Raw genomic sequence first — 23,522 nt, forward strand, 5'->3', positions numbered from 1 at the left:
AAACGATACCAGGCTTACGCCAGACTTGTTTATTGTAGCACAGCTGTTTGGAAATCGTCCACGACGCGCTACATCGCAATGCTTATGGCAAAAACGATAACATTTCCCTTCTGTAATCTTGCCCTCAATGGCACATCCTACAATAGAGTCAAAATCCGGATTTCAGCATGAAAGCAGAAAGGGGAAAATCATGTCACATTTTACTAACAAACAGCTACAATTTCTACGTTCCCAACTGATGTCCGATAAGCGCGATATTGAACATAGACTTTCGGAAAACGAGCATTATGGCCTTGGAGATTCCCTTAAACTACAGACAGGTGAATTATCCCCAATTGATAACCATCCTGGCGACATAGCTACGGAGGTGTATGAACGCGAGAAAGATATTTCCCTGCTGGAACATGATGAATTCCAATTGGAACGAATCGATTCTGCACTGCACTCCATCGAAGAAGGACATTACGGTACATGTGCGGTCTGCCAGCAACCCATCCCTTATGAACGCATGGAAGCTGTTCCCTACACCAAATACTGCAAAAAACATCAACCGGAAACCGTTGTCTCTGAGAACCGTCCTGTAGAGGAAGAATTCCTCGCCCCGGCATTTGGTCGAACCAGTCTGGACGAGCGCGATGATCAAAATGGCTTCGATGGTGAAGACACTTGGCAGATTGTTGAAAGCTGGGGCACATCGAACTCACCAGCCATGGCTGAAGGACGCGATATCGACAGCTATGATGTTATGGCGATTGAAGCCACCGATGAAGTGGAAGGCTGCGTTGAAGCGTACGAAAGCTTTGTTGCAACAGACATCTATGGTCATGACGTCTCCATCGTGCGCAATCGGCAATATCGCCAGTACCTGGAGAACCGTGAGGGCGAGGGTCTGTTAGAACCGGATATGGAGACGGATGACATGTACTAAATGCACTTTGATATCCTTCACCTTTAATCGCTTAATAGGTGTTCATATCAAGCTGACGCTGGACAATGCGCACAATATCAGCGATGTAGTCTCCAACAATGGGAAGATTGAGCGCCCCAAGTAGCTGTAAAACGTAAATGATCGTTGCTGCGAAAAAGGTAAACCCAATCGCGATCCCCACACCTCGGGCGGCTCCTGACAACAGGTTAAGTCCAATCAATTTCCATGGTCTGTTCAGCAATTCTGTGTATTGCGCTATTCGTGAACGTTCCAGTTCATTCGCCAGACGGTTCGTCAGGGTATGTAACTCTTCAATTTTGTCATGGGAATTCAGATTATCTGATGTTGATTGTTGTGAAGTGGATGCGGTTTGCTTGTCATGTTCGCTCATGTTTTGGTCAGTTCCTTTGATCAATATAGATTGACTGCACTATAGAATCATTGCCTTTTTGCCTAAAAAACAAACGAGCCCAGATACAGGGAATATGTCCCTGCCTCTGCGGCTCGTTTGTTTATGCTCTATATTCTGTCTTAATTGGATGGGACATGCTCCGAATTACGCTTCGATGTAAATACCGATCGATTTGCCTCCGGCTTCAACACGTTCCATGGACTCATTCGAGCCAAATGTAACTTCGGTTACGAGAACATTTTCACGCAACACATCATCAAACGCCTGAATAGCTTCCTGAAGGGATGCATCCACATCCAGCGTCAAACGTACTCTTTTCTCAATCGGCAGGTCCAGTCGTTTCCGGGTATCCTGCACAGCACGAACCACTTCACGGACCCAGCCTTCCTGTTCCAATGCTGGCGTGATTTCGGTATTGAGCGCAACCGTCAGACCGTAACCTGATGCTGATGCAAAACCTGATTTGGCCTGTTTATCAACCAATAATTCTTCGTTCGTCACTTGCAGCTCTTCGCCTTCCGGTGAAACGATGTTCAGCATACCCTCCGAAACCACTTTACGTGTCTCATCGGCCGACATTCCCTTGAAGAAGTTTTGCAGGAATCCTACGTTTTTACCGTATTTCTTACCTGCAACTTTCAGGTTCAGCTTCAATGTAAAGTCAACGAATTCCGCATCATTATGCTCCGTACGGATTCCTTTTACATTGATCTCTTCCTTGATGATTTCTTCATAACTTGCCAGGTCAAACCCTTTATCAAGAGAAACGATCAATTCGGACAGCGGTTGACGTGTCTTGATACCTGTTTCGTTACGAACGTTACGGGCAAGTTCAACCACGCGGCGAGCCGTCTCCATATCCTGTTCCAGTCCTGCATCAATCAGCGCTTCATTGGCTACAGGATAGTCTTCCATGTGTACACTCTCACCTGTTGCAAGGTTCAGATAGATGTCTTCTGCCAGCATCGGTGTAAACGGAGCAACCAACTTCGCAGTAGTCACCAGTACCTCAGTCAATGTACGGTAAGCGTCCAGTTTATCCTCTGTCAGACCACTTCCCCAGAACCGGTCACGGGAACGACGGATATACCAGTTACTCAACTCATCAACAAATGCTTCAATCGCTTTGGAAGAGTTCAGATAGTCGTTAACCAACAGCGCTTTTTCTACAACCAGGATCAGGCTGTTCAGTCTCGACAGAATCCAGCGATCCAGCTTGTGTGCAGACAGTTGGAACGGGTGCTCCTGTGGATCAAATCCATCAATGGTAGCATAAAGCGTCAGGAATGCATGGGTGTTGACCAGCGTATCCACCATTTTGGATTTTGCTTCGCCTACGATACCTTTGGAGAAACGTTTGCTGTTCCACGGTGCACTGTCAGACAACAAAGCCCAGCGGAATGCATCTGTACCGTATTCTTCAATCACTTCCCAAGGATCGATAACGTTACCTTTGGATTTGGACATCTTCTGTCCGTTCTCATCAAGAACGTGTCCTGTAGCCATAACCGCTTTGTAAGGCGCTTTGCCTGTCAAAAGGGTGGAAACCGCCAGCAAGCTGTAGAACCAGCCACGTGTCTGGTCAATCCCTTCACAGATCATATCAGCAGGATACTGCTGTTCGAATACTTCTTTATTTTCAAATGGATAGTGCTGCTGGGCAAACGGCATGGAGCCGCTGTCGAACCAGACATCGATCACTTCCGGTGTACGTTTCATTTCATATTTGCCACAAGAGCTCATGACTTTAACGTCATCCACATATGGTTTATGCAATTCAAGATTCTCAGGCACATCACCTACTGCACGAGCACGCAATTCTGCAATGCTGTGTGGAGCAAATTGTTCGCCAGTCTCCTCACATACCCAGATATTCAGCGGAGTTCCCCAATAGCGATCACGGCTGATGTTCCAATCCACCAGATCCTCGAGGAATTTCCCGAAGCGACCTTCACGAACGTGACCCGGGTACCAATCCACTTCACTGTTGTTGGCAATCAATTGGTCCTTGATGGCTGTTGTTTGGATAAACCAGCTGTCCATTGCATAGTACAGAAGCGGTGTATCACAACGCCAGCAGAACGGATAGCTATGCTCATATTTTTCTTTGCTGAACAAACGTCCATGCTCAGACAGATATCGCACGATATCAATATCACAATCCTTCACGAAACGTCCGGCAAAGTCAGTCACTTCAGCGACAAATTTACCTTCCAAGTCCACCATGTTCACAAAGCTGATGCCATTCTCACGGCATACACGGTAGTCATCTTCACCATGGGCAGGAGCCATGTGTACGATACCCGTACCACTTGCATCCGTTACAAAGCCTGCACCCAGAATGATGTTGGCTTTCTCAGCCTGAATGTAGTTGAACGGAGGATCATACGTTTTGCCAACCAGGTCGGCACCTTTCAGTGCACCGATGATCTCATACTCACCCTTGGTATCTTTCATCACTTTTTCAACCAGATTGGTTGCCATGATGTACACTTCATCACCTTGACGAACACGGGAGTAGTCCATATCCGGATTCACGGCAAGTGCAACGTGTGAAGGCAGTGTCCAAGGTGTTGTCGTCCAAGCCAGTACAAATTCTCCGCTGTCATTCAGTTTGAATTTCGCTGTAGCACTCAGATCTTTAACGTCTTTGTACCCTTGTGCAACTTCATGGGAACTTAGTGTTGTCTGACAAGAAGGACAATACGGGCTCACACGGTGACCACGATACAACAGGCCTTTCTCATGAATTGTCGCCAGGATGTTCCATACACTCTCGATGTAGTTGTTATCAAGGGTGATATACGGGTTATCCATATCCGTCCAGTATCCGATACCTTCTGTCAGATCACGCCATTGTTGCTCGTACTCGAATACGCTCGCTTTACATTCGTTAATGAATTTTTCCACGCCGTAATCTTCGATTTCCCACTTGTGGGAGATACCCAGCTTCTTCTGTACACCCAGCTCTACAGGCAGACCATGTGTATCCCAGCCTGCTTTACGAACAACACGGTAACCCTTCATCGTGTTATACCGTCCAACAAAATCCTTGATTACGCGTCCCAGTACGTGACCGATATGCGGTTTACCGTTTGCTGTAGGCGGCCCTTCATAAAATACGAAGTTTGGCTTGCCCTCCCGGTTTTCGATGGATCTTTTGAATGTGTTCTCCGTTTTCCATTTATCTAACACGCGTAATTCTCTGGCACGTGCCTTCTCTTTGACGTCAACTCGTTGCATGATGATTATCTTCCCTTTCTTTGGTTGGATTGTGGACCGTCCACAAAAAGCGTTTCAATCCCCCTAAATCCCCCTTGCCAAGGGGGACCCCATAGGCGCTCCGCCCTCTGGACACCCGAGATGGTTGTCGGTGTGGAATCGGTGGCGCTTATGGGCGAGGGGGGATGTGCGTAGTGGCGGCCATTTTGCGGCTGTTCCCTGCGTGAACGCCGCATGGCCTTACCGCGAGACGGGTGTTGCCGGGCGCTTCGCTCCCCCGGCGGGCGGCTCTCTCCTTGAGGTCCTTCGGGCCTCATAGACGTTCGCCCTTTTTTGAACACAAAAAAGCCCCATCCCTGGAAAGGGACGAGACTATACTCGCGTTACCACCCTAATTCTGTTCATCACAAACCACATCCAGGCAAGCCTGGGTATGCTCTGTCATCAACAGCGCTTATGCCCCGCTAAACTACTGCAGGGTGCCGTTATAACGTACGGCTTACGGTTCGGCTTACACACGGCAATCATAATCACCGCTTCAGCGTCACTTCTCCGGGGAGATATTCGGCTATAACTCATCCATTGGTTTGCACCAACCACCAACTCTCTGAGGGATGAGATCATAACGTACTGAACCCGTCATGGAATCACTATTCATTATGAATATAGTTATAGCCTCTTTGCAGACAAAAGTCAACCAGGCGACAGACTAATAAATTTCTTTCATCTCCCGCTCACGGTCACGCACTTCCTGCTCCCGGCTCTCCAGCACTTCCCAACCATCCTGAGTCAACAGTTCAAGCTGCGCTTCAACAAGCGTGCGGAAACGGGCTCGATAAATCGATGCCTGCTTTTTAAGTTCTTCCACTTCCAAAGCAATTTTACGCGATTTGCCCAGCGATTCGTTCACGATCCGGTCTGCATTTTTCTCTGCTTCCTTCACGATCAACTGCGCTTCTTTCTTCGCATTACCCTTCACATCATCAGCAGCTTCCTGCGCAATGATGATCGTTTTGCTAAGTGTCTCTTCAATTGTAGAAAAATGATCCAGTTTCTCCTGAACGGACAGCAACTGATTGCTCAGCTCTTTGTTCTCGCGAATGACGCCTTCGTAATCTTTGATGACTTGATCCAGGAATTCATTGACTTCATCCTCGTCATACCCGCGCAAACGTCGGGAAAATTCCTTGTTGTGTATGTCCAGCGGCGTTAATGGCATGCTGTCCACCTCCTGTAAAAGTTCCTTCCCGTTTAGAGAAGGTTGCAGCATATGGGTACCACCCAAGGGGCCGTATCGTTGATGCCTAACCTTGGCAACGTATACGGAATGCAGGATCCAATTGCATCCTCCAACGTTCATGTAAAGCTTTGACTTAATGTATATCGGATACACCGCGTATTTTCTACACCTTTATGATAACCATTTCGACAAGAAAGCGGATTTTCCTGCAACAGACTCAGGCAAATTTGCCGATTTTCACTCGGCAGCGCCCTTTTTTAGTCATCCCATCCTGTTCCATAACCTTGAAACGGCCAAATCCCTGAATGGATACGACATCACCCGCTTTTAGCGATTTGGAGGGATCTTCCTCAACCTTCCAGTTCACACGGCAGCGACCAGCTTTGATCGGCACCAGCACTTTACTGCGACTAAGCCGATACACATCTGCGCAGATTCCATCCAAACGAAGAGAAGCGACCGTAATGTCCATCGTCTCCAGTTTACTCTCTGACCATCGCATCTGATCCAAAGGAAGTAACTCTGTGAACACATGTAACCGATGCACCTGATTCAGTTGAAGCGATAAAAAAGCGCCGGTTTCCGCCGCCACCACTGTATGGCAACCGTCCTCCAGCACTTGGATATCCCCGATCTTTCCACGTTTCATCCCAAGCCCGAGCAGGGAACCCATATAGTCCCCATGCTCCAGCTCCGAGATTTTCTGATCATCAGACGTGATACTGAGCACCTGCATTCCCATATCCTCATCATCCAGATACATATAATCAGGTGCAACCAGCGCACGCTTGCGTTCAGCAGCTTCGTAACCACCATCCAGACGAATCTGAACGTCGTTACGGCGATTGGCAAGAGTCTGTAATATAAAAACCTGTCTTGGATCAAGGAAGTCAGTTAGCTTCATGTCATGATACTTACCTGCCCGCTCAACCCAATCCGAAGCTTTATCTACAAAATCCCGCTCATCATGGCTAAAATGTTCGTAAATTTCACCGCTCATCTATGTCACCCTACCCTAATAGTCCGTGTTCAAAAAGACCGGTTTTCAGTACCGAGAAGATGGGATAAAGCTAGAAATGGAGTAGCGGAGCGTAGAAAAAACTACGTGAGCAACGGACATTTCGGCTGAATTCCATATTCGATGCTGACGATGCCACTAGGCATCCTTCGTAATCAAAAGCGGACTTTTTGAACAACCTCTAATATGCAAAATACCGAAGTATGGAGATCAACCCATTAAGCGCGAGTTGCAGAACAATCAGCGCCACAATCGGGGAAATATCCAGCACACCGAACAAAGGCGGTATAAATCGGCGAAACGGACTTAGATATGGTTCCACTAATTTGCCCAGCCATTCACCAATAAAGCTTTCCCGTGCGTTGGGAAGCCATGACATCAATATGTAGACGATGACCATGTAAAAGTAAATTTGATATGCAAAACCCAAAATATTAACTAACGACTCCAAAAACGGCTCACCTCATTCTGTTATAATCTTGCTCGCTGTCAGCCAGTATTTCCGTAATTGATCCCTGAATTTCAACCGTATCTGGCGTACAGAGAAAAATGTTTCCGCCGATTTTCGAAATACCGCCACCCAGTGCATATACCGTGCCACTCAAAAAATCAATAACGCGCAGCGCTTGGTCCTGGCGAATACGTTGCAAGTTCACCACAACGGTACGATGCGAACGCAGATGGTCGGCAATTTCCTGAGCCTCGTCATAAGAACGCGGTTCATACAGGACAACTTTAACATTTTTCTGGGAATGAATGCTCACCACATTATTCCCCCTTTGGTTTCTACGTTTATCGAGACTGGAGGTTTCAGCTTCCTGATGTTCAGCCTCATTTTCCTCCTGCGCAGCCATTCGTTCACGTTCCACAATCTCTTCCTCTTCCTGAAGTCCGAGGAAATTCATAAATTTATTCATTACGCCCATCGTGAACCCTCCTCTTTTCCTACGAGAATCGATCCTAGCCGTACCCAGGTTGCACCTTCTTCAATGGCCACTTCAAAATCATTGGACATCCCCATCGACAGATCAGTCAATTGCTCTGCTGTCAGGGCTTGTCCATTCAATTGATCCCTCAGCTCACGCAATCCACGAAATACGGGACGCGTCAGCTCCGGATCTTCCTCATGAGGTGCCATGGTCATCAGGCCGACGACCTTGAGATTGTTGAACGAACGAATATCACGCAAAAAAGAACTTGCCTGTTCAGGCTGTAATCCATACTTGCTCTCTTCACCCGAAATATTCACCTGCAAAAACGTTTCCACTTGGATGCCAAGTGAAGCTGCTTTTTTATCCAACTCCTTCGCCAATGACAAACGATCCAGTGAATGGATGTAACGAAACTTGCCAATCACGTCTTTCACCTTGTTTGTCTGCAAATGACCGATAAAATGCCAGGTACCCTGCTGACCAAAAGCTTCCCATTTGGCCTGTGCATCCTGCCACCGGTTTTCTCCAATATGCTCAAGACCATGATCCAGCACCGATCCCGTTGTTTCAAGTGAGACATATTTCGTGACCGCAATCACATTCACATCATCACGATGACGGTTACTGCGCCGACATGCATCCTCGATCTTCTGATTTACCTGTTGTATACGCTCCTCCAATGACACAGAGGGTCACCTCTCTTCCAGCCCAATCCAGCTCGCCATCCGTCCTGTAACACCATTTTCCTTCCGATAGGAGAAAAATAGTTCGGGATGACAACTTGTACACCATGTTGTACATTCGATATGATCCGGCATTATTCCTGCTTTCATCATAATGTGTCGATTACATTCTTTCAAGTTTAACATCGTTTTACCGTTATTCACGGCTCGATATGCTTGTTTAGAAGCAGAATCCTTGTATTCATCATTAACCGGGGAATCATCAAACCAAACCCGTACATGCTGCATGACCGCCTCATCCACTTCATAACAGCAATCCCCAATCGACGGACCGATTGCAGCTCGAATGTCCTGCCTACGGCTGCCATACTCCCGTTCCATCGTCTCTACCATGGATACAGCAATACCCGCGACTGTACCTTTCCAGCCGGCATGAGCAAGACCTACCGCCTGCTGCACAGGGTCATAGAAATAAAGCGGAACACAGTCTGCGTAGAAAGAAGTCAACAGCACACCAGGCACATTCGTGACCAATCCATCCGTATCCTGCAACGCAGATTGACGATCAAGTAATCCTCTGCTCCGATCTTCAACGGTAATTACAGCTACATGTTTGCCATGCACCTGCTCTCCACAGGTCCATGCTTCTGCTGCAAAACCAAGCTTCTCGGTTACAAGCCTGCGGTTGTTAAGTACAACTTCAGGGTCATCCCCCACATGATAAGCACAATTGAGCGTGGCATACGGAACTTTTCCAACTCCACCATGTCTCGTCGTAAACCCGACTGACAGCTGTTCAAATTGCTGTGTCCAAGGCTCAACATATAATAATAACGGATCAGGACCGAAATCTGAATTTGGGTTCTTGGTCCGTTCAAGTAATTCTTTATCTAATACAAAGGGTTCCATTATCTCACCTCACCACTTCCAGTGTACCAAATGAGCCACATTCTGTCTCATTTATATCGTTCGACGCTGATTACGTTCAGACCGTTCAATGCGTTCCACTCGCTCTGTGCGGTTATGTTGCTGTTCATCATACAGGCGCGCTTCACGATCACGCTCATCATACGTATTTTCCTTCACCTCATCCATCTTCACCAAAATCACATCTGAACCAATTTTTACGATATTTCTCCAAGGAATCACCAGATCTGTCCCCCCGCCAAAAAGACCCATAAAACGGCTGTACCCTGGCACAACAATCGCTTCAATTCGTCCCTGCTTCAGATCCAACTCCAAATCACTGATCTGACCGAGGCGTTTACCATCCGTAATGTTAATGACATCCTTTGTCTGAAAGTCCGAGATTTTCATGCCTCGTGCCGCTACTTCGCTCGTATTCACTTTCATTCATTTCCGCCCCCTGTTATTCCTCTTCTGCCCGTTCTTCACGCTTCTATACAATATATGTTTCAGGGGCGAAAAATGTCCTGTTTTTCACCGAAAGTGGCAACGTTCCAATACAAAAAGACGACCAACGGTATACACTGCCCCGATTGATCGTCCTTCTGCCCTTGCATCGTGTTACGACTTTACATGTTTTTGCATCTGCTGTATCGCTGATTTCTCCAGACGTGATACCTGAGCCTGGGAAATGCCAATTTCATCAGCCACTTCCATCTGGGTTTTCCCTTCGAAAAACCGCATCGACAGAATCATTTTTTCCCGCTGACCAAGACGATGCATCGCTTCACGGAGTGCAATTTCCTCGATCCATGACACATCCTTGTTTCTGTCATCGCTGATCTGATCCATAACATAGATCGGATCTCCACCATCATGATAAATCGGTTCGAAGAGCGAGACCGGGTCCTGAATGGCGTCCAATGCAAAAACAACATCTTCCTTCGGCACATTCAGTACTTCCGCAATTTCAAATATCGTCGGTTCCCGGGAATTTTTATTCGTCAGGCTGTCACGGACCTGAAGTGCTTTGTAAGCAATGTCCCTCAAGGAGCGAGATACCCGAATTGGGTTATTATCACGCAGGTATCGACGGATTTCACCGATAATCATCGGCACCGCGTAGGTTGAAAATTTGACATTCTGGGATAAATCAAAATTATCAATGGCTTTCATCAGGCCGATGCAACCAACCTGGAACAGATCATCGACAAACTCCCCCCGATTGTTAAAACGCTGAATGACACTGAGTACCAGACGCAGGTTGCCATTCACTAATTTCTCTCTTGCTGAGCGATCATGGTGTTGCTGAAGGGAATGAAACAATTCCCGCATTTCAGTGTTGGTGAGGACAGGCAATTTTGCGGTGTCCACGCCACAAATCTCGACTTTGTTTCGGGTCATCGTGATTTACCTCCCAAGGAGAAACATTAATGTACATTATCTCCGGGGCAGGCTTTTTTATTCGTACTTGGCACCCTTGCCAGTAATACCCATTCTGACCAAAGATGTATTTCAGACCATTTTATTGAACTCCTTGCGGAGTCTTTTAATGATTCTTTTTTCGAGTCGAGAGATGTAGGATTGGGAGATTCCGAGGAGATCCGCTACATCTTTTTGTGTCTTTTCTTCCCCATCCGTCAGGCCAAAACGAAGCTCCATAATCATTCGCTCGCGCTCCGTTAATTTTTCCAGTGCCTTGTGCAAAAGTTTCCGGTCTACCTGCTCTTCAATATTCCGATAGATTGTATCGTTTTCTGTGCCCAATACATCGGATAATAATAGTTCATTTCCATCCCAATCAATGTTGAGCGGTTCATCAAAAGAAACTTCAGTTCGGATCTTACTATTACGTCTCAGGTACATCAAAATTTCATTTTCGATACAACGTGATGCATAGGTTGCCAGTTTGATTTTCTTTTCCGGGTCAAATGTATTAACTGCCTTGATCAATCCGATGGCTCCAATGGAGACCAAATCTTCAATATTGATTCCTGTGTTTTCAAACTTTCGTGCAATGTACACCACCAGGCGCAGATTGCGCTCAATGAGCATCGCGCGAATGGCCGAGTCTCCCGAGGATAATTTTTGCAGCAAAAATTCTTCCTCTTCCCTTGTCAATGGCGGCGGAAGTGCCTCACTTCCCCCAATGTAATAGATCTCTTCACTCTTGAGCCCCAACAAAAATAACAGACGGTAATATTGCAGCTGCGCCACCAGTTTCCATTTCACAAGCATGTACGTTCCTCCTATACCACATTCAGCGGCTTTTCTGTTGCTCCCGCAGAGAGAGCCGTAGACTGCGCAGAAACAGCGTCTTGCACAAGTTCAGGATGAATCACGGCCTGGTATTTCCCATCCGACGACAAAACACCTCCATCCAGCCCAATAAGTACTCTTGTCGTCTCATAACATGTTTCCTCCATCGTCACCTTCACCCGGTCCGGCTTCATTGCCAGCATAAACGCAGTCCCTTTGTTAATGCCCCGATAAGGCACTAGCCGCAGTCGATCCTGCCACTGAAAACTTTCCTGATCAAGCTCCAGAATAAGGTTGTCCGGCGCCTCGTCCTTGAGTCTATCCTTCCATGAAGCAGGTAACATGTCTTGCCATAACGAAACTTCCATCACCATGACCGGCATGCGCGATAAGGGATCTGTAAGTTGATTGCCCGTATCCAGAAGGCCTGTACAAGAAATGACTACCTCATCGATGCAGACCTCAACTTTACCCAAATAGGTCGTCATGCGATCCGTTTTCCGTTTTGAGCTCTGCACAGCTTTGAATAAAAACAGAACAGCAAAAAATACGATAAACGTGAACCAGAAAGCAATTTTCAGATCAAATGACATACCGCCAGAAGCCGTAAACCAGATGCCGTTAAACAACTCACCGGAGCTCTGAAGCATGTAATGCACACCCAGAATACCTCCGGCAGCGACAAAATTAATCACATAGAAGGTACCGAGCGTCCTCGCAAAAGCCTGCAGACCCTTAAAACCAAAAGCAATCGTAAGCATGACCAGCGAGAACCCGAACTTGATCAGAAAGGTGAACATAAAATCAAACTCCGGTACAAACATCATGACCACGTATAATGCGCCCACAATGGCTGACAGCAACCACCGCCACCAAACTAGCTTTGTCTTGCGCATCCAGGCGGTCATTCCGATGAGTGCACCGTCAATACACAGGTTTGTCAAAAAAATCAGATCCACATAAACAACCAAAGTCTTCACCTGCCTGCGCGCAACATATCGAAATACCGGTACCCGATATCCTGATATTCATGAGCATATTCACAAGTATACGGAGCCCCCTGTTCAAAGTCTGTCTAATCATGGGGGTGTGGTTCCAACTTTTTTTGTCGGAATTGCTCAGGCCCTTTGTTCAGAATTTGTTCATTGCTGTATGCTATGATATCTGAATAAACAGAAAAAACCCGGTCGCTCCATAAGGAGTACCGGGTTTCCAATAAATTGATTTGCGTATTAATCGTTGTTATTATTGCGTGAACGATTGCGTAAAAATGTCGGAATGTCCAGCTGATCATTGCTCGGCTGATTTCCGAAAGGACGCAGGTTCGGCGAACGTGTATCCGTCGTCTCCGCTGTTGCTGGAGCTGGTTTACGTCCTGGTGGTGGTGGAGCAGGTTTATCTTCAAAACCAGTTGCAATAACTGTAACCTTAATCTCCTCTTTCAGATCTTCGTCAATGATGGCACCAAAGATCATGTTCACTTCCGGGTCGGAAGCAGAAGTTACGATCTCTGCCGCTTCGTTCACTTCATACAGGGACAGATTAACGCCACCTGTAATATTCATGATTACGCCGCGAGCACCTTCAATAGAAGTTTCCAGCAAAGGACTCATAATGGCTTTGCGTGCTGCTTCTGCGGCACGATTCTCGCCAGTTGATTCACCAATCCCCATAAGGGCTGAACCACGTTCGTGCATAATCGTTTTGACGTCAGCAAAGTCAAGGTTGATCAGACCCGGTACAGCGATCAAATCAGAGATACCTTGTACAGCTTGACGAAGTACGTTGTCCGCTTGACGGAATGCTTCAAGCATAGGAGTCTTTTTGTCTACGATTTCGAGCAAACGATCATTAGGAATCACGATCAGTGTGTCGACTTTTTCCTTGAGAGCTTCAATACCTTGCTCTGCATGGCTGGAACGCTTGCGTCCTTCAAATGTAAATGGACGAGTTACGACACCAACGGTAAGTGCACCACACTCTTTAGCGATTTCGGCAATAACCGGAGCCGCACCTGTACCTGTACCACCGCCCATACCGGCTGTAACAAATACCATGTCTGCACCTTTCAACGTGTTCATGATCAGATCGCGGGACTCTTCCGCTGCTTTTTTACCTACATCCGGGTTGGCGCCAGCACCAAGACCACGAGTCAATTTATCACCGATTTGCAATTTATGCTCGGATTTCGCCAGGTGTAACGCCTGAGCATCCGTATTCACCGTAATAAATTCAACACCTTGTACACCATTTTCAATCATACGGTTGACTGCATTGCTTCCGCCGCCGCCTACACCGATGACTTTAATTTGAGCCAAGCTCTCCATCTCGAAATCAAATTCCAACATATTATTCCATCTCCCCCTCAATGTGCATGGATGGCCCGTCCAATTTTTGATTTGAACCGAATCAATTTCATATATCGACGAACGAAAGCGTTTATTTTAGTACCGGCGCATTCAGACGGCTTCAAGAATGTATGAAATGGATCCAACCTGTTATATAAATTCGCTGAACATATTCTTCAGCCGCTCGAACAGACCGGGTTTTTGCTCCGATTCCTGTGCCGTATTTGGCTTCGGACGGTTGGTCGGTTTCTTGTTGTTATTATTGTTGTTGTTGTTTCCACCGCCGTTATTGATCGAGGGACGAATGCGCAAACTGCGAATTACACTGTGCAATATGCCGACTCCGCTTGTAAACCCAGGGTCACGCACACCAATATAATCCGGAACTGCAACTCGTACCGAAGCAGCAAGCTCATGCTGAGCGACCTGCAGAACCCCCGGCATAGAGACCGTACCTCCCGTTAGTATATAACCTCCAGGAAGCTCGTTGTAACCAAGACGTTTCACTTCTTGGGATATCATCTGGAATATTTCTTGAACCCTAGGTTCAATAATTGCTGCCAGATCCTCCTGTGAAAACTCCTTGTCTACATTACTGCCAATTCGGGTGACTTTGAACATCACATCCGCAGCAGCATCATCCAACCAGGCGCAGCCATATTTCAGTTTCACCTTCTCCGCCTGATCCGTTAACGTGCGTAAGCCATAGGCGATATCATTTGTTACGAATTCCCCACCTATAGGCAACGTTGATGTTGCAACAAGACTGTCTTCTTCAAAAATGGCGATGGTTGTCGCACCTGCTCCAATATCAACAAGCACTGAACCCATCGTTTTTTCATCTTTGGACAAAGCCAGTTGACCCGCTCCAAGCGACATGAGAACCAGATCGCTTACTTTCAGACCCGCTTTTTCCACGCAGCGCAAAAGATTATGTATCGCGGTTTTTGCACCCGTTATGATCGTTGCTTCAACTTCCAGACGAACACCAATCATACCACGGGGATCCTGTATGCCCTCCAAGCCATCTACAACATATTGCTTGGCGACAACATCAATAATTTCCCGTTCCGGAGGAACTGCAATGACTTCGGCTGCTTTCAACACCCGTTCCATGTCTTCTTCTCCGATTTCACGATCCTCGTTAGACACAGCCACGACGCCGTGACTGCTCATCAGTCCGATATGATTTCCCGAGATTCCAACATACACTTCGGATATTTGAATACCTACCATACGTTCTGCATGATCCACTGCGTTGCGAATCGACTGCACCGTCTGATCGATATCTACGATTACACCTTTGCGAATTCCCTCCGAGTCGGCAGATCCAACTCCTATAATATTAAAGGTTCCATTATTCATTTCCCCAATAATAGCGCGAATTTTGGATGTACCGATGTCCAAACTAACAATGATGTCATTGTTGCTCAAGTCTGTGGCACCTCCTGACTCCAATAGTAAATTACGTTCGAATTTAAACACTCTTAAAACATATTCAACACACTTCAGGCTTTCCCTCTTTTTTCTACAATGTTTTTGGGTGTCAAAATCTGGTTGCCAGACATAAAACCTTGAAGAAAAAAGAAGGAGGCAACTCAGGTGCCATAAGTTCAAGTGTATCATTTTTTCTTCATCTCAGAAAGAACAAGTTTCATTGCTCTGACGGGGCCAAACCCCGACCTGCCTAGGCTTTCATATTCAGTCCAGCCTCATAATGGCAAAGATCAGGGGGTTGCTCCTGGTTCAGCATCATCTTCGGGATCATCCGGGATGAAAGGGACATAGGTATCTGCCTCAAGCATGGTGATTTTCCCAGGCCGTTCGGTCTCAATCACCTGATTCAGATACTCCACTTTATCCGATAAAAGAGAGACGGTTGTAATCACTTCAAACTGCGATTTGGTATACATCCGAATCTGATCCGGAAATGAAGGCGTTGGGTTCGGAATAATTTCCGAAATATCCGTCGTCAATTCATTTGGAATTTTAGCCAGTGTCTGGCTCAGTTTGGCTTTGAGTGGATCATCAGCCTTCCATTGGGTCAATATGGGCTTCTCCACAGCAACGCCAATTGTTGCCGGAACCGTCAAGCTTGTCCCACTGGCTAATATCGCTTTTAACGTACCGTCAGAACCAAGCTCATAAGCAACCGTGGCATATTCCTGAACCTTGATATGAATAATACCCGGAAATTGCTTGTCCACGGTAACGGTGGAAATCGCCTTGATGGTCTTGAGACGCTCAATAACCTCGGCAGTACTTGTCCCAAAAAATTGTTCGCCTTCTTTCAGCCCGCTTTTCTCCAGCAGTTCTGAAGTTGCTGTATATACATTACCCGTAATTTCAATTGCCGAAATCCGACTCATGGAAGAACGAAAGAATAGTACAGCGAGCAAAACAATAAATAATAATAAGAGAATAATTACAATTTTGCGGCTTGTGTTTCCTTTTGGCCGATTCTTCTTCAGAACCGGAATTTGACTTTTAGGCATAAGTAGCGCTCCACAAAGCCTCAGGTCCCCTCCCTTCAAGAAGGGGACTCCAAGGACGTTAATTGGCAAAATCCAACTGTTTCGAAACGGGCGACTGACGCTCAACCGATGCTCCAAGACTTTGGAATAACTTCTCGATCTGATCGTAGCCCCGGTCAATATGATGCACTTGCTCCACAACCGTTTTGCCTTGAGCAGCCAGACCAGCAATGACCAGAGCTGCACCTGCACGAAGATCGGTTGCTTCTACTGTAGCCCCGTACAGACGGGGAACACCACGGATAAATGCTGCGTTCAGATCGACTGAAATATCAGCCCCCATCACATTCAGTTCATCCACATGTTTGAACCGGCCCTCGAATACCGTTTCCTTCATCACACTGAATCCGTCTGCCAGACTGAGCAGCACCATGATTTGCGATTGCAAATCTGTCGGAAACGAAGGATACGGAGAAGTCACAATACGGTCTACTGATTTGGGACGGCTCATACAGCTCACCGTCATTATATCATTGCAGACTGTGATTTGAACACCAGTGCGCTTCAATACATGTATAAGTGAAGTAAGATGAGCAGGATTGCAGTGTGTAAGCGTAACATTGCCTCGTGTTGCTGCTGCTGCAATCATTACGGTTCCGGCAACGATTCGATCCGGTATAATCTCATAGGAACAAGGCTTCAGTTCCTCAACGCCATTGATCGTAATTGTATCCGTTCCTGCACCAATAATGCTTGCACCCATAGCATTCAAAAAGTGTTGCAGGTCCTGGATTTCAGGTTCTCTTGCCGCGTTGCAAATGGTTGTCGTGCCTTTAGCCAGAACGGCTGCCATCATGATATTCTCGGTTGCTCCCACACTCGGGAAATCCAGATGAATATCTGTACCCACCAGATTGTGCCCATGACAGATAATCTGTTGGTCCTGCTCTTCAATCAAGGCTCCGAGCGCTTCCAGGCCCCGGAGGTGAAGATCAATTTTGCGTTCTCCAATGGCACAACCACCTGGCTGATACACTGACACTTGCCCAAACTTAGCCAGCAATGGTCCCATCAAAAAAATGGAAGAGCGCATCTGCTTCATTAGATCTTCTGGCACATCATATGACCGGATAGACGAGGTATTAATCGTCACTGTTCCCTGTTCATGCCGACACGTGCATCCAAGCCGTTCCAGGATATACAGCATCACTTCAATGTCCAGCAAGTGTGGAACGTTATGCAGTGTAACTTCTCCATCTGCCAACAAACTTGCGGCCATAATCGGTAAAGCGGCATTTTTTGCTCCATGGATGCGTATGGATCCTGAGAGGGGTTTCCCGCCTTCAATCACCAATTTGTCCAATGTATCACCTCCGGGGTTTACCGCTCACCCACTACGAAGACTTCCGGTACCAGGTTAATACCGTTTTGAGATGATATAGTGCTCTGTATCTGCTGCATTAGGGTGATAACGTCCTCTGCTGTTGCTTGGCCTGTATTAACAATGAAATTGGCATGCATGGTGGATACCTGTGCGCCTCCCTGGGTCATTCCTTTCAGCCCTGCTGCTTCAATCAGGCGGGCTGCATGATCACCCGGTGGATTTCGGAATACACTACCTGCACATGCCATCTGCAGTGGCTGTGTGCGGCGCCGGCGATCTTTGTAAGCCGCCATCGTTTCCGAAATGACGTTGCGCTCTCCATGCTGGAGTTCAAATGTTGCTTCCAGCACAATGCCTCTCCGATCATGCAGAACAGAGTGGCGATAGGCAAAATCCATGTCCTCCTTGCTGTAACGTACCAATTCCCCTGTCTCCAGTACAATCTCAGCGAATTTGAATATCCGTGACACATCCGATCCATGCGCGCCTGCATTCATGTACACAGCTCCACCAACAGTGCCGGGGATACCGCTGCCGAATTCCAGACCGGTCCATTCCTTTTTGGCAGCAACCACACTGAGTTTAACAAAAGAATGCGCCGCTCCGGCGGTTACACCGCCTTCGTGAAATTCGGCATAATCAAAGCCCTCGCCTGGTTTCACCACAATACCGCGTATTCCTTTGTCTGACACCAGCATGTTTGAGCCCCGTCCAAGTTGCATCCACGGAATCTGATACGTGTGAAGCAATTGAACGAGATTCATCATCTGCTCTTTATTCTCGGGAATGACCAGTGCATCCGCAGGACCGCCGATCTTCCATGTGGTGTATTTGGCTAGCGATTCGTTTTCAAGAACTCTGCCAACATTATTCTGGGATAGTAACGATATCCACTGATGCATGTTTGCTTCCTCCTTTGCTTCAAAACCGATGAACACGGTATATTCTGTTGTTACAGACCGTGCTCTGGCGCCATGGAACGATGGTCACGATTTATACGGTATCTTATGTCAGCCCCGTCTTGTGTGTGACAATCGCCCACAAACACACTTTATCGGCGTGCAGCAAGACGCTGAATTTCATGAACAAGCACTTCAGCTGCATCGGGTTTCCCCAGTTTCCGGGAGGCTTCAGCCATTCGTTTGCGTCCCGATTCATCATTCATAATCTTGGCAATGGCTTCATACAGGACTTTGCCTGTAAGCTCCTTCTCCAGCATCGTGAGTGATGCGCCTCCACCTTCAAGCGTGCGTGCATTGGCTTCCTGATGATTATTAGTCACGTTAGGTGACGGAATCAGGATCGAAGGAATTCCCAGGGATGTAATCTCCGCAAGGAATGATGCACCTGCGCGGTTTACAATCAAGGATGTGCAGGCAAGCACCTCAGGCATATTATGCACGTAAGGCAGGACATGCAGGTGGTTTGGCATCGTACCCAATGAGCTGCGAATGGCTTCACGCGTTTCATCAAAATAGGTATCCCCTGTCACGTAAACGACATGTACATCGTCCAGTTGATCCAGCATTGGAGCCATGTCCACCATAGCCTGATTGATTGCTTTTGCCCCGCGACTGCCACCAACCACAAGAACAACACGGCTGTTCATCGGTACACCTAACGTGGCAAAACCACGATCACGGCTAGCCTGGGCTACCGTAGTCGCTCGCGGATTACCGGTGTAGATCACCTTTTTTGCGCCGGAAAACGATTTTTCAGAACCTTCAAAGCTAACGGCAACCGTGTCCACATAACGCATCAAAAATTTGTTCGTCAGACCAGGAATGGCGTTCTGTTCATGAATTATACTCGGAATTCCCAGTTTTGTTGCTGCGTATACCACAGGTCCACATACATATCCACCTGTACCAATCACAACATCCGGTTTGAATTCCTTCAGCATTTTTTTGGACTTGCGTACACCTTGAATGAAACGCATGACCGTTTTCAGGTTGTCGATGGACAATTTCCGCCGAAATCCCGTAATATCAATGGATTTAAAAGGAATATTTTCTTGGGGAACCAGCTTGCTTTCAAGCCCTCTGGTTCCTCCGATGTATAGAAATGTCGAGTCCGGGTTCTCCGCCTCGCATTGTCTTGCTATGGCAACGGCCGGATAGATATGTCCACCCGTACCGCCACCGCTAAGAACGACTCGCATCGCATAGTCACCTCGCATAACGGGATAAATTCACTAAAATGCCCAGTGCTGTGAGCATGAGGGTCAAAGATGATCCACCGTAACTGATCAGAGGCAATGTAATCCCCGTAACAGGCATCATGCCAATGACAACACCAATGTTAATAATGACCTGTACGGCGACCATACCTACGATACCAACACCAAGCAGACTGCCGAAGGCATCCGGAACGGTCATGGCTACACGCATTCCTCTCCACACCAGCACCAGAAACAAAAATAATACAATCATTCCACCTATAAAGCCGAGTTCTTCGGCCAAAATACTAAAAATAAAGTCCGTTTGCGGTTCTGGTACATAACTGTACTTCTGCCGGCTCATACCCAGTCCCAATCCCGCCAGTCCACCAGGACCAATCGCGTATAAGGATTGAATGATCTGATATCCGGCACCCAGTGGATCGGACCACGGGTCCAAAAACGCTGTGATACGCTGCAACCGATAGGGTGCTGCTGCAATCAAAGCTGCAAACCCCGCTACGCCACCAAGAGCAAGCAAGCTCAGATGTTTCATTCGCGCTCCGGCTGTGAAAATAATAAGCATCGATGCGCCCATCATCACGGTGCCAGTCCCCAAATCAGGTTGCAGCATAATAATCCCAAAAGCCAACCCGATCAATCCCAGCGGTGGCAGAAGCCCCGATGTGAAGGTTTTGATTTTACCCGGTTCCTTGCTCAGCCAGTGAGCGAGAAACAGAATCATGCCCAGCTTCATGAATTCTGAAGGCTGAATACCGAACGAACCAATGCCCAGCCAACTTCGTGCGCCACCGCGAACCACACCAATTCCAGGAATGAGCACCGCAATGAGCATAATAAAACAGGCAATCAGTATAGGCTTGGCATATTTCCTCCACACCCGGTAGTCTACATTAGCAGTTACGAACATGGCCGCAAGCCCAAGCACCGCAAACAGGGCCTGTCTTTTTACAAAATAAAATGAATCGCCATAGTCATGAAAGGCAAGCACCGAGCCCGCACTATATACCATAATAATGCCGATGGCAAGCAATGCCAAAATACAAATCAGCAACCAAATATCTGGTGCCGGTCGCGTCTGTTTCATCAGGAGGCCACCCCTTGCATGGAAGTAGGGGCTTTTCCACCCCCCTACTTACAAGTTATGCGCCGCCTCTTTAAAAATGCGTCCCCGCTCTTCATAGGAACCAAACATGTCCCAACTTGCACATGCCGGGGATAACAAAACGACATCACCGGCACTGGCAAGCTTCGATGCTTCCTGCACAGCAACGGTTAACGTCCGGGCAGCGTCCTCCTCATTATCGACGACCTTAATTTGCTTTAATCCGGCAAGTTCCGCGACCTTGGCAATTTTTGTCCGTGTCTCACCAATTGCAACGACAGCTTTTACCCGTTCCTGGAACAAGGGCAACAACTCCATCATGTCTGATCCACGATCCAGCCCTCCTGCAATCAATACGACCGGTTCCTTGAACGAATTCAGGGCCATGACCGTAGCCTTTGAATTGGTCGCTTTGGAGTTGTTGTAGTACGCAGAGCCATTATGCTCTAGAACATATTCAAGTCGGTGTTCAACCGCCTTGAAATCTGCAAGTGGAGCAGCCAGCACTGCTGGATCAGCTCCTGCCGCTACGGCAATGGCCACAGCGGCCATTGCATTTTCCACATTGAATCGTCCAGCGATGCCAATGTTCTCGATGTCAATAATGGTGTGGTGATTTCCCTTTTCATCCGCGTAGATAATCTGACGCTTCACATCATCCTCTTCTCCATCCACATAAGGAGGATCTGCATACACACCTACATCCAACTTCTCAATCATTGAGAAGGGAAGCAATCTGCCTTTGATGTAAGGAACTAGACCACGACATACCGCATCATCCCAATTCAGAATGGCCACGTCGTCAGGCTGCTGATTCGCGAACAGTTTCGCTTTGGAAGCCACATAATCATCCATGTTCCCGTGATAGTCCAGATGCGTCTCTGCAACGTTAAGCAAGCTGGCAATCCGAGGACGGAAATCAACCGTTCCTTTAAGTTGGAAACTGCTAAGCTCAACAACCATCCAGTTATCTGGAGAAGCTTGCTCTGCCGCTTCACAGAGAGGTGTTCCGATATTACCGGCAACAATCGGTTTGAGGCCGGCATGCTCCAACATTTTACCCACCCACGTGGTGGTTGTTGTTTTACCGTTGGAGCCCGTAATCCCGATCATGGGTGCAGCACATAGATGATAAGCAACCTCTACTTCGGTCACCACTTCAATGCCCAATGCCATAGCTTGCTGCACAGGAGCTGCATGGTATGGGATACCCGGGTTTTTAACGACCAGCTTCACACCACTGTGAATCAGATCATCCGGATGTCCTCCGCATACAACAGAAATTCCCAAAGCCTCCAATTCGGAAGCTTCGGGACATTGATCTCTCTCTTTTATGTCATTTACTGTAACCTTCGCTCCGGCGCGATCCAGCACTTTGGCGACCTGTACGCCGCTTTTGGCCAATCCGAGCACGACTACTTGTTGTCCGCGATATGATTCAGGATGATTCATGATCTACAACCCCTTGTTGAGATAAAGTCCAAGAGCGGCCAAAATTGCGCCTACCGCCCAAAAGGTAATAACAACCCGCCATTCTGACCAACCACTTAATTCAAAGTGATGGTGAATGGGGCTCATTTTGAATACACGCTTGCCACGAGTCTTGAAAGATACCACTTGAATGATGACAGACAGGATTTCGATAACAAAAATACCGCCAATGATGACAAATAGAAGCTCCGTCTTGGTTACAATCGCTACCGCACCAATCGCACCGCCAATCCCCAGAGAACCGGTGTCTCCCATAAACACTTTGGCCGGATGTGCATTGTATACCAGAAAACCGAGTACGGCTCCGATCATCGCTGCTGCACACACTGCTGCCGGCATCGACGTGGCTTGCATCGCCACAATGGCAAACGCGCCAAAGGCAATGGCACTTACCCCTGACAGCAAACCATCCAGACCGTCGGTAAAGTTAACCGCATTGGTAATGGCAAGCATCATGAATACAACAAACGGATAATAGAACCATCCGGTCCAGTCAAACGAGAATGACGTACCCGGAATAGAGATGGCTGTGCTGTGTCCATTCTGGATCAACAAGAAACACATCACTGCACTGAAGAACAATTGGCCCAGCATTTTTTGTCTGGCCGTCAGTCCCAGCGAACGTTTGAACACAATTTTGATGTAATCATCCAGGAAGCCAATCAGCCCAAATCCCAGCGTAGCCACGAGCAAGACATAAAAGTCTGTATTCTTGACTGCCGAAAATTTCAAAAAGGCCAATGTGAACGCAACTAAAATGACGACTCCACCCATTGTAGGTGTTCCGCTTTTTTTCAAATGGCTCTGAGGCCCATCTTCCCTAACTTGCTGTCCGAATTTCATTCGACGTAACAGCGGAATCAGGAGCGGTGCGGCAATCACCGCCAGAATAAATGAAACACCGATTGTTAACAGTAATACCTGAAAATCCATGGGTTCAC

General features: G+C 47.4%; 22 protein-coding genes and 1 other annotated feature. Of the genes, 1 reads left to right on the top strand and 21 read right to left on the bottom strand.

The window, feature by feature from the left end; all coding sequences use genetic code 11:
* Positions 1–190: 190 nt before the first annotated feature.
* Positions 191–928, top strand: a complete 738-nt coding sequence (locus tag MHB43_RS22485; RefSeq protein WP_091028495.1) for a TraR/DksA C4-type zinc finger protein — start codon at positions 191–193, stop codon at positions 926–928.
* A 31-nt stretch (positions 929–959) separates the two neighbouring features.
* Here MHB43_RS22485 and MHB43_RS22490 read toward each other — a convergent pair whose 3' ends face one another.
* The 21 genes from MHB43_RS22490 to mraY all read right to left on the bottom strand — a co-directional run bounded on the left by MHB43_RS22490 (position 960) and on the right by mraY (position 23,514).
* Positions 960–1,319: a DUF5665 domain-containing protein gene (locus tag MHB43_RS22490; RefSeq protein ID WP_017687319.1), complete on the bottom strand. Its 360-nt coding sequence runs from the start codon at positions 1,317–1,319 to the stop codon at positions 960–962.
* A 165-nt stretch (positions 1,320–1,484) separates the two neighbouring features.
* On the bottom strand, positions 1,485–4,583 hold the full coding sequence (gene ileS, locus MHB43_RS22495; RefSeq protein ID WP_405118019.1) for an isoleucine--tRNA ligase: 3,099 nt from the start codon (positions 4,581–4,583) through the stop codon (positions 1,485–1,487).
* Positions 4,584–4,921: 338 nt separating this feature from the next.
* Positions 4,922–5,214: a binding site (T-box leader), on the bottom strand.
* 57 nt (positions 5,215–5,271) lie between these two features.
* Complete coding sequence (locus MHB43_RS22500) at positions 5,272–5,781, bottom strand: DivIVA domain-containing protein (protein WP_017687316.1); 510 nt, start codon at positions 5,779–5,781, stop codon at positions 5,272–5,274.
* 238 nt (positions 5,782–6,019) lie between these two features.
* A complete protein-coding gene (locus MHB43_RS22505) occupies positions 6,020–6,802 on the bottom strand; it encodes an RNA-binding protein (RefSeq protein ID WP_091014083.1) in 783 nt (260 codons plus the stop codon).
* 199 nt (positions 6,803–7,001) lie between these two features.
* The gene (locus MHB43_RS22510; protein WP_017687314.1) at positions 7,002–7,271 is read right to left on the bottom strand and encodes a YggT family protein; all 270 of its coding nucleotides are present in this window, start codon (positions 7,269–7,271) and stop codon (positions 7,002–7,004) included.
* A 7-nt stretch (positions 7,272–7,278) separates the two neighbouring features.
* Positions 7,279–7,746, bottom strand: coding sequence for a cell division protein SepF (locus MHB43_RS22515; protein WP_036614853.1), 468 nt, complete (start codon positions 7,744–7,746; stop codon positions 7,279–7,281).
* Complete coding sequence (locus tag MHB43_RS22520; protein ID WP_339177963.1) at positions 7,737–8,438, bottom strand: YggS family pyridoxal phosphate-dependent enzyme; 702 nt, start codon at positions 8,436–8,438, stop codon at positions 7,737–7,739. Before MHB43_RS22520 ends, MHB43_RS22515 begins: the two co-directional genes overlap by 10 nt.
* A gap of 6 nt (positions 8,439–8,444) precedes the next feature.
* Entirely contained in the window at positions 8,445–9,344 is a 900-nt protein-coding gene (pgeF, locus tag MHB43_RS22525; RefSeq protein WP_339177967.1) for a peptidoglycan editing factor PgeF, read from the bottom strand.
* A 51-nt stretch (positions 9,345–9,395) separates the two neighbouring features.
* Positions 9,396–9,788, bottom strand: a complete 393-nt coding sequence (locus MHB43_RS22530) for a YlmC/YmxH family sporulation protein (protein ID WP_017687310.1) — start codon at positions 9,786–9,788, stop codon at positions 9,396–9,398.
* A 174-nt stretch (positions 9,789–9,962) separates the two neighbouring features.
* A complete protein-coding gene (gene sigG, locus MHB43_RS22535) occupies positions 9,963–10,745 on the bottom strand; it encodes an RNA polymerase sporulation sigma factor SigG (RefSeq protein ID WP_017687309.1) in 783 nt (260 codons plus the stop codon).
* A gap of 111 nt (positions 10,746–10,856) precedes the next feature.
* The gene (gene sigE / locus MHB43_RS22540) at positions 10,857–11,579 is read right to left on the bottom strand and encodes an RNA polymerase sporulation sigma factor SigE (RefSeq protein ID WP_017687308.1); all 723 of its coding nucleotides are present in this window, start codon (positions 11,577–11,579) and stop codon (positions 10,857–10,859) included.
* An 11-nt stretch (positions 11,580–11,590) separates the two neighbouring features.
* A complete protein-coding gene (spoIIGA, locus tag MHB43_RS22545; RefSeq protein WP_405118020.1) occupies positions 11,591–12,571 on the bottom strand; it encodes a sigma-E processing peptidase SpoIIGA in 981 nt (326 codons plus the stop codon).
* A gap of 261 nt (positions 12,572–12,832) precedes the next feature.
* On the bottom strand, positions 12,833–13,948 hold the full coding sequence (gene ftsZ / locus MHB43_RS22550) for a cell division protein FtsZ (protein ID WP_017687306.1): 1,116 nt from the start codon (positions 13,946–13,948) through the stop codon (positions 12,833–12,835).
* A 150-nt stretch (positions 13,949–14,098) separates the two neighbouring features.
* Positions 14,099–15,382 carry a cell division protein FtsA gene (gene ftsA, locus MHB43_RS22555; protein ID WP_036614863.1) on the bottom strand — a complete coding sequence of 428 codons (1,284 nt, stop codon included), beginning with the start codon at positions 15,380–15,382 and terminating at the stop codon, positions 14,099–14,101.
* A gap of 293 nt (positions 15,383–15,675) precedes the next feature.
* Positions 15,676–16,443 (bottom strand): cell division protein FtsQ/DivIB, encoded by a 768-nt coding sequence (locus MHB43_RS22560; RefSeq protein ID WP_091014077.1) that lies wholly within the window; start codon positions 16,441–16,443, stop codon positions 15,676–15,678.
* A gap of 58 nt (positions 16,444–16,501) precedes the next feature.
* Positions 16,502–17,785, bottom strand: a complete 1,284-nt coding sequence (gene murA, locus MHB43_RS22565; RefSeq protein WP_221822039.1) for a UDP-N-acetylglucosamine 1-carboxyvinyltransferase — start codon at positions 17,783–17,785, stop codon at positions 16,502–16,504.
* A 17-nt stretch (positions 17,786–17,802) separates the two neighbouring features.
* Positions 17,803–18,708: a UDP-N-acetylmuramate dehydrogenase gene (murB, locus tag MHB43_RS22570; protein ID WP_221822038.1), complete on the bottom strand. Its 906-nt coding sequence runs from the start codon at positions 18,706–18,708 to the stop codon at positions 17,803–17,805.
* Between the two features lie 149 nt (positions 18,709–18,857).
* On the bottom strand, positions 18,858–19,967 hold the full coding sequence (murG, locus tag MHB43_RS22575) for an undecaprenyldiphospho-muramoylpentapeptide beta-N-acetylglucosaminyltransferase (protein WP_076211539.1): 1,110 nt from the start codon (positions 19,965–19,967) through the stop codon (positions 18,858–18,860).
* A 7-nt stretch (positions 19,968–19,974) separates the two neighbouring features.
* The gene (gene spoVE / locus MHB43_RS22580) at positions 19,975–21,072 is read right to left on the bottom strand and encodes a stage V sporulation protein E (protein WP_405118021.1); all 1,098 of its coding nucleotides are present in this window, start codon (positions 21,070–21,072) and stop codon (positions 19,975–19,977) included.
* Positions 21,073–21,120: 48 nt separating this feature from the next.
* Complete coding sequence (gene murD / locus MHB43_RS22585; RefSeq protein ID WP_405118022.1) at positions 21,121–22,542, bottom strand: UDP-N-acetylmuramoyl-L-alanine--D-glutamate ligase; 1,422 nt, start codon at positions 22,540–22,542, stop codon at positions 21,121–21,123.
* Between the two features lie 3 nt (positions 22,543–22,545).
* A complete protein-coding gene (gene mraY / locus MHB43_RS22590; RefSeq protein WP_047843751.1) occupies positions 22,546–23,514 on the bottom strand; it encodes a phospho-N-acetylmuramoyl-pentapeptide-transferase in 969 nt (322 codons plus the stop codon).
* Between the last annotated feature and the right edge of the window lie 8 nt (positions 23,515–23,522).

Origin of the sequence: Paenibacillus sp. FSL H8-0317 (assembly GCF_045040685.1) — a bacterium.
Taxonomy (GTDB): Bacteria; Bacillota; Bacilli; order Paenibacillales; family Paenibacillaceae; genus Paenibacillus.